Below are 6,747 nucleotides of genomic sequence, written 5' to 3' on the forward strand. Positions count from 1 at the left end.
CAGAAGGGCGGCGTCGGCAAGACCACCACCACTGTCAATCTCGCCGCCGGCCTGGCCAAAGTAGGCCAGCGCGTGCTGATGATCGACCTCGATCCCCAGGGCAACGCGACCATGGGCTCGGGCATCGACAAGCGCCAGCTGGAGCTCACGGTGTACGACGTGCTGCTCGAATCGGCCTCGGTGGCCGAGGCGCGGGTGAAGTCCGACAAGCTCATCGAGGCCGAAGCCAGCTACGACGTGCTGGGCGCCAACCGTGAGCTGGCCGGCGCCGAAGTCGAAATGGTGGCGCTCGACCGCCGCGAAAAGCGCCTGCGCACCGCGCTGGCCGCCGTCGGCGCCGAGTACGACTTCGTGCTGATCGACTGCCCGCCGAGCCTGAGCCTGCTGACGCTCAACGGCCTGTGCGCGGCCCACGGCGTGATCGTGCCGATGCAGTGCGAGTACTTCGCGCTCGAAGGGCTCACGGACCTGGTCAACACCATCAAGCAGGTGCACGCCAACCTCAACAAGAACCTGCAGATCATCGGCCTGCTGCGCGTGATGTTCGATCCGCGCATCACGCTGCAGCAGCAGGTGAGCGAGCAGCTCAAGTCTCACTTCGGCGACAAGGTGTTCGACACCGTGATCCCGCGCAATGTGCGCCTTGCCGAAGCGCCGAGCTACGGCCTGCCGGGCGTGGTGTTCGATCCGTCCGCCCGCGGCAGCCAGGCCTTCATCGCCTTCGCTGAAGAGCTGGTCGCCAAGATGCCGCCCGCGAGCGCTTTCGCCTCGGGTGCGGTGGCACCGCCGGTCACGCCTGCACCGCGCGTGGTGCCCGACCTGCCGATTCCCGACGATGTGCTGGCCGCAGCGCCTTCAGCTTCTTCCGTCGCCGATACCGACCAAAACCCCGTCTGATGCTCGCCCGATGGGCGACAGGCGCTATCAAGTTCGTAGCAACCAGCCATGAGTGAACCCCGCATCCTGCTGCTGCCCGGATGGCAGAACAGCGGCCCCGGCCATTGGCAGACCCGCTGGGAGTCGGTCTACGGCGACCGCCGCGTCGACCAGCATGAGTGGATGCGCCCGCTGCGCGGCGACTGGTCGATCCGCCTCGAAGAAGAAGTGCTGGCCGCGCCGGGCCCGGTGGTGCTGGCTGCGCACAGCCTCGGCTGCATCCTCACCGCCGCTTGGGCCGCTCACTCGCGCAACACGCACAAGGTGCGCGGCGCGCTGCTGGTGGCCCCCGGCGACCTGGAGCGTGACGACCTGCGCCAACTGATTCCCGGCTGGGCACCCATCGTGCGCCAGCCGCTGCCGTTTCCGGCCGTGCTGATCGCCGCCAACGACGACCCGTACTGCGAAGCCTCGCGCTCGAAGCAGCTGGCCAGCGACTGGGGCGCACGCTTCGTCGACGCCGGCAAGGGCGGCCACCTGAACGCCGAATCCGGCCTGGGCGACTGGCCCGAAGGCCGACAACTCCTGAACGACCTCTCGAAAGACACGCACTGATGGCGACCAAGAAACCCAAGGGCCTGGGCCGCGGCCTCGAAGCGCTGCTCGGCCCGACGGCCGCACCCTCCGCCGACCATGGCGGCCCGCTCGGCGGCACCTCGGCAGAAGAGGGCGGCGCACCGCAGAACCCCAACACCCTGAAGCTCGACCAGATGGTGGCCGGCGTCTACCAGCCGCGCACCCGCATGGACGAGGGCGCGCTGTACGAGCTGGCCGAGAGCATCAAGGTGCAGGGCATCATGCAGCCGATCCTGGTGCGCCGGCTCGATGCCGAATCGGCCGCGGCCAAGAACGCCGAGTACGAAATCATCGCGGGCGAGCGGCGCTTCCGTGCCGCCCGGCTCGCGGGCCTGGACACTGTGCCGGTGCTGGTGCGCGACGTGCCCAACGAGGCCGCGGCGGCCATGTCGCTCATCGAGAACATCCAGCGCGAAGACCTCAACCCGCTGGAAGAAGCCCAAGGCCTGCAACGCCTCGTCACAGAGTTTGGGCTCACTCACGAGATGGCAGCCCAGGCCGTCGGCCGTTCGCGCAGTGCCGCCAGCAACCTGCTGCGCCTGCTGAACCTCGCCGAGCCCGCGCAGCTGATGCTGATGGCCGGCGACATCGACATGGGCCACGCGCGCGCGCTGCTGTCGCTCGACCGCGGCACGCAGATCACCGCCGCCAACCAGATCGCCGCCAAGAAGATGTCGGTGCGCGAGGCCGAGGCGCTGGTGAAGAAGCTCGCGGCCGAGTTCACGCTCACGCCCTCGCGGCGCGGCAATGCCGGCGAGAAATCGCGCGACCTGCAGCGCGTCGAAGAAGAGCTGGCCGACCTGCTGACGGCCGAGGTCGAGGTGCGCATCAAGAAGCGCACGAAACGCGGCGAAAGCGGCGAGCTGGCGATTCACTTCGGCTCCATCGAAGCACTCAACGGACTCATCGAGCGCATCCGCCGAACGGCCTAGTTGTGAACGCGGGCCCCTGCGTTCGTTTGGTTGATTGATTCCTGCAATCCTTTCCGCGTATCCTCGATCGCGGTTTTTCTTCCAGTTTTGCAAGACCACCACCATCGAACCGAGGGAGCCCTCCATGCCGTTCTTCGTCACCAAGTTTCCGTTCGCCGCGGTCGCCGTCGGCGCGCTGCTGCTCACGGGCTGCGCCACCACCGACATGCAGATGGGCAGCCAATCGGCCAAGACCACGGCCACGGGCAGCGCCGCCGGCGGTGCCACGGCGGGCGCGAGCAGCCAGCTCGAGCGCTGCGAATCGCCACTGGGCACCGTGTCGCTGGTCGAGAACGTCAACGCCGGCTGGTACACCATCCTCACGGGCGAATACCGCCTGCCGCCTACTGCAAATCTGTTGCGTTTGCTGGTGCAGCAGTCGAACTGCTTCATCGTGGTCGAACGCGGCGCAGCCGGCATGAACGCCATGACGCGTGAACGCGCACTGCAACAGTCGGGCGAGATGCGCGGCGGCAGCAACTTCGGCCGCGGCCAGATGGTGGCCTCCGACTACGGCCTGTCGCCCGAGATCGTGTTCAGCAACAGCGATGCCGGTGGCATCGGCGGCGCGCTCGGCGGCCTCGTGGGTGGCGGCCGTGGCCGCGCCATCGCGGCCGTCGGCGGCAGCATGCAGACCAAGGAAGCCAGCGCGCTGCTGACGCTCATCGACAACCGCTCGGGCGTGCAGGTCGCAGCAGCCGAGGGCAGTGCTTCCAAGACCGACTTCGGCGCCTTCGGTGGCCTGGCCGGTCGCAGCGGCGCCGGTGGCCTCGGCGGCTACACGAACACCGCACAGGGCAAGGTGATCGCCGCAGCCTTCATGGACGCTTTCAACCAGATGGTCCGTTCGCTGCGCAACTACAAGGCGCAGACGGTGCGCGGGCAGGGCCTCGGCGGCGGTGGCCGCTTGGGCGTGGACGGCGGTGCCGCTCCGTCGCAGACCTACGTGCCGCCGGAGCCGGCACCGGCGCGCCGCCGCAGGTAAGAAACTGTCGGCCTTCGTTCAGGCCCACGAAAAAGCCCGGCGCTCTTGCGAGCCGCCGGGCTTTTTTACGCGGGAGCGAGAACGCTCAGAGGCTGAAGATCTTGCCCGGGTTCATGATGTTCTTCGGGTCGAGCGCGCGCTTGATCGTGCGCATCATGTCGATCGCACCCACACCCGCTTCGGTCACCAGGAAGTCCATCTTGTGCAGGCCCACGCCGTGCTCGCCCGTGCAGGTGCCTTCGAGCGCCAGCGCGCGAGTCACCAACTTGTGATTGAGCTCCTCGGCCTTCACGCGCTCTTCGGGGATGTTCGGGTCGAGCAGGTAGCCGAAGTGGAAGTTGCCGTCGCCCACGTGGCCGACGAGGAAGTAGGGGATGCCGCTGGCATCGGCTTCGGCCACCGAGTCGAGCAGGCAGTCGGCCAGGCGCGAGATCGGCACGCAGGTGTCGGTGGAGATCACGCGGCAGCCCGGGCGCGACTGCACGGCCGCGAAGTAGCTGTTGTGCCGCGCGGTCCACAGGCGCGTGCGTTCTTCCGGCGTGCTGGCCCATTCGAAGGCATTGCCGCCGTGGCCGCTGGCGAGTTCCTGCACCGTCTCGGCCTGCTCCTTCACACCAGCCGGCGAGCCATGGAATTCCATCAGCAGCATCGGCTCTTCGCGCAGGTTCAGCTTGGCGTAGGCATTGACCATGCGCACCGTGTTCACGTCGATCAGTTCCACGCGCGCAATCGGCACGCCGAGCTGGATCGTCTCGATGGTGGTGCGCACGGCGGCCTCGATGCTCGGGAACGAGCAGATCGCGGCCGACACCGCCTCGGGCAGCGGGTAGATGCGCAGCGTGACCTCGGTCACCACGCCCAGCGTGCCTTCGCTGCCCACCATGAGGCGCGTGAGGTCATAACCGGCGGACGACTTCTTCGCGCGCGTGCCGGTGCGGATCACTTCACCCGCCGCCGTCACCACTTCGAGCGCCAGCACGTTCTCGCGCATCGTGCCGTAGCGCACCGCGTTCGTGCCGCTCGCGCGCGTGGCCGTCATGCCGCCGATGGAAGCGTCTGCGCCCGGGTCGATGGGGAAGAACAGGCCCGTGCTCTTGATCTCTTCGTTGAGCTGCTTGCGCGTGACGCCCGGCTGCACCGTCACCGTGAGGTCGTCGGCGTTGATCGACAGCACCTGGTTCATGCGCGACACGTCGATGCTGATGCCGCCTTGCACCGCGAGCAGGTGGCCTTCGAGCGAAGAGCCGACGCCGAAGGGGATGACCGGCACGCTGTGTTCGCTGGCGAGCTTCACGGCATCGGCAACATCCTGCGTGCTTTCGGCGAACACCACGGCCGAGGGGGGCGGTGCGTCGAACGACGACTCGTCGCGCCCGTGCTGCGTGCGCACGGCCATCGCCGTGGAACAGTTGTCGCCGAAGCGCGCCTTCAGCCCGTCGATCAGGGCTGCGGGCACATCGCGCAGATGGAGCGCCGGCATCAGGTGCGAGGTGGAAGTCGGGGCGTTCATCGGGCGTCTCCTGGAGGGGCTGAGGGGGATCGGTCATTTTACGGAGCGCGCACCATAATGCGCTTCAGTAGAAGACATGAACCCCACGACCCTTGCAGCCCTTGCGGCCTTTCCCTCGCAGCTCGAAGCCCACTACGCGGCCATTCCCCAGGTCTTCCGGCACTGGGCGCCGCCTTCGTGGGAGGGCGTGCCCAGCGAAGCCTTCACCGCCATCGAGCAGCTGTGCCATGTGCGCGACATCGAGATCGAGGGCTACCACGTGCGCTTTCGCCGCACGCTCGCCGAGACCCATCCGACGCTCGCATCGATCGACAGCGAGCCACTCGCCATCGAACGCAATTACGGGGCGGCCGATGCGGCAACCGTGCTCGCCGAGTTCCGCCTCGCCCGCGTGCAGACGATGGAAATCGTCTCGCAGCTGAGCGATGCGCAGCTTGCGCGCACCGCCGTGTTCGAGGGCTACGGCCCGCTCACGATGCGCAGCCTCATCCACTATCTGTGCAGTCACGACCAGCAGCATCTGGCCGGACTGCAATGGCTGGCCGGCAAGATCGACGCCGCCAGCCTCACGACCTGAACCGAGCAGAGGAGCGCCCATGGGCAACCGACTTTCCCAGATCGCCACCCGCACCGGCGACGACGGCACCACCGGCCTCGGCGACAACACCCGCGTGCCCAAGGACCACTTGCGCGTGCACGCGATGGGCGACGTGGACGAACTCAACTCGCACATCGGCGTGCTGCTGTGCGAGCCGCTGCCAGAGCCCGTGCGCGAGCTGCTGGTCGATGTGCAGCACCAGCTCTTCAACCTCGGCGGCGAACTCTCGATGCCCGGTTTCACGCTGCTCAAGCCCGAGGCGCTGCTGCAGATCGACAACGCACTGGCCGACCACAACGCCGCCTTGCCGCGCCTGGCCGAATTCATCCTGCCTGCCGGCACGCGCGCCGCATCGCTCGCGCATGTGTGCCGCACCGTGGCGCGGCGTGCCGAGCGCGCCGTGGTGTCGCTCGGTGCCACCACCGAACTCAACGACGCGCCGCGCCAGTACCTCAACCGGCTCAGCGACTTGCTCTTCGTGCTCGCACGCGTGCTCAACCGCATGAACGGCGGCGACGACGTGTACTGGAAGAGCGAGCGCATGGCCCGCGCGGCCGCCGCCGAATCCGAAGACCACTCCCAGGGGACGACGCCATGAAAACCTTCCACATCACCGCATCGCTCGCCGCCATCGCCGCCGCGCTCTGGCTGCCCGTCACTGCGCAGGCGCAGAGCGCCGACAACCCGCCGCAGGCCGAACGCGCCCACACCATCCCATCGCCGTCGCGCAATGGCAAGGTGGTGGGCAGCGTGCAACGCGGCACCAACGCCGCCGGCCGTGGCGTCAACCGCGCCGATGCGGCCACGCGGCGCGGCGTGAGCAATGTGTCGGAAAAAGCCAGCCGGCCTGTGCGCAACGTGGGCGAGTCCTTCGGACGCAAGCTGGCACCGGGCTCGAGCGGGCGCGCGGCACCACCGCCTGTGGGGCCGCAGGGCAACGCGCCCTGATTTTTTCTGCTGCTGTTCAGGGCGACGCTCCCGCCGACGGGGAACCTTGCTCCGCGAATGTCCCCCGCCCTTCGGGCTCCGGCGGGCTCAACCCGTCGATGCAACGGTCTGCCAGAGTACCTCAGCAGGGTTGGCAAAGCCAAGTGTCTGTCTTGGTCGACCGTTCATTTCATTGGCGATGCGATCGAACTGGGCCTGCGTGAGGTGAGAGAAGTCCTTGCCC

At 67.9% G+C, this 6,747-nt stretch carries 8 protein-coding genes; 7 read left to right on the forward strand and 1 reads right to left on the reverse strand.

Going from position 1 to position 6,747, the window contains the following annotated elements:
* The 4 genes from AAG801_RS39030 to AAG801_RS39045 form a co-directional block, all read left to right on the forward strand.
* A partial coding sequence (locus AAG801_RS39030; RefSeq protein WP_341893257.1) for an AAA family ATPase occupies nt 1-897 on the forward strand: 897 nt, incomplete at its 5' end.
* 48 nt (nt 898-945) lie between these two features.
* Nucleotides 946-1,491 carry an alpha/beta fold hydrolase gene (locus AAG801_RS39035; protein ID WP_192194292.1) on the forward strand — a complete coding sequence of 182 codons (546 nt, stop codon included), beginning with the start codon at nt 946-948 and terminating at the stop codon, nt 1,489-1,491.
* Entirely contained in the window at nt 1,491-2,444 is a 954-nt protein-coding gene (locus AAG801_RS39040; protein WP_101490652.1) for a ParB/RepB/Spo0J family partition protein, read from the forward strand. The genes AAG801_RS39035 and AAG801_RS39040 overlap by 1 nt, the downstream gene beginning before the upstream one ends.
* A 124-nt stretch (nt 2,445-2,568) precedes the next feature.
* Nucleotides 2,569-3,468, forward strand: coding sequence for a CsgG/HfaB family protein (locus AAG801_RS39045; protein ID WP_101490651.1), 900 nt, complete (start codon nt 2,569-2,571; stop codon nt 3,466-3,468).
* A gap of 85 nt (nt 3,469-3,553) precedes the next feature.
* Here the strand turns inward: AAG801_RS39045 and AAG801_RS39050 are convergent, their stop codons facing one another.
* The gene (locus tag AAG801_RS39050; protein WP_101490650.1) at nt 3,554-4,978 is read right to left on the reverse strand and encodes an FAD-linked oxidase C-terminal domain-containing protein; all 1,425 of its coding nucleotides are present in this window, start codon (nt 4,976-4,978) and stop codon (nt 3,554-3,556) included.
* Nucleotides 4,979-5,054: 76 nt separating this feature from the next.
* Here AAG801_RS39050 and AAG801_RS39055 point away from each other — a divergent pair, with 76 nt between their 5' ends.
* From AAG801_RS39055 to AAG801_RS39065, 3 genes are read left to right on the forward strand one after another with little or no spacing between them, the layout of a single operon-like run.
* On the forward strand, nt 5,055-5,555 hold the full coding sequence (locus AAG801_RS39055; protein ID WP_341893258.1) for a DinB family protein: 501 nt from the start codon (nt 5,055-5,057) through the stop codon (nt 5,553-5,555).
* A gap of 19 nt (nt 5,556-5,574) precedes the next feature.
* Nucleotides 5,575-6,174, forward strand: coding sequence for a cob(I)yrinic acid a,c-diamide adenosyltransferase (locus AAG801_RS39060; RefSeq protein ID WP_062473752.1), 600 nt, complete (start codon nt 5,575-5,577; stop codon nt 6,172-6,174).
* Complete coding sequence (locus tag AAG801_RS39065) at nt 6,171-6,524, forward strand: hypothetical protein (RefSeq protein WP_153281335.1); 354 nt, start codon at nt 6,171-6,173, stop codon at nt 6,522-6,524. Before AAG801_RS39060 ends, AAG801_RS39065 begins: the two co-directional genes overlap by 4 nt.
* Nucleotides 6,525-6,747 lie beyond the last annotated feature (223 nt).

It is taken from the genome of Variovorax sp. YR752, assembly GCF_943372545.1.

What these genes read in the sequence shown, in the direction of transcription:
- AAG801_RS39045 (WP_101490651.1), top strand. Translation starts at nt 2,569, where the DNA reads ATGCCGTTCTTCGTCACCAAGTTTCCGTTCGCCGCGGTCGCCGTCGGC.
- AAG801_RS39060 (WP_062473752.1), top strand. Translation starts at nt 5,575, where the DNA reads ATGGGCAACCGACTTTCCCAGATCGCCACCCGCACCGGCGACGACGGC.
- AAG801_RS39035 (WP_192194292.1), top strand. Translation starts at nt 946, where the DNA reads ATGAGTGAACCCCGCATCCTGCTGCTGCCCGGATGGCAGAACAGCGGC.
- AAG801_RS39065 (WP_153281335.1), top strand. Translation starts at nt 6,171, where the DNA reads ATGAAAACCTTCCACATCACCGCATCGCTCGCCGCCATCGCCGCCGCG.
- AAG801_RS39055 (WP_341893258.1), top strand. Translation starts at nt 5,055, where the DNA reads ATGAACCCCACGACCCTTGCAGCCCTTGCGGCCTTTCCCTCGCAGCTC.
- AAG801_RS39040 (WP_101490652.1), top strand. Translation starts at nt 1,491, where the DNA reads ATGGCGACCAAGAAACCCAAGGGCCTGGGCCGCGGCCTCGAAGCGCTG.
- AAG801_RS39050 (WP_101490650.1), bottom strand. Translation starts at nt 4,978, where the DNA reads ATGAACGCCCCGACTTCCACCTCGCACCTGATGCCGGCGCTCCATCTG.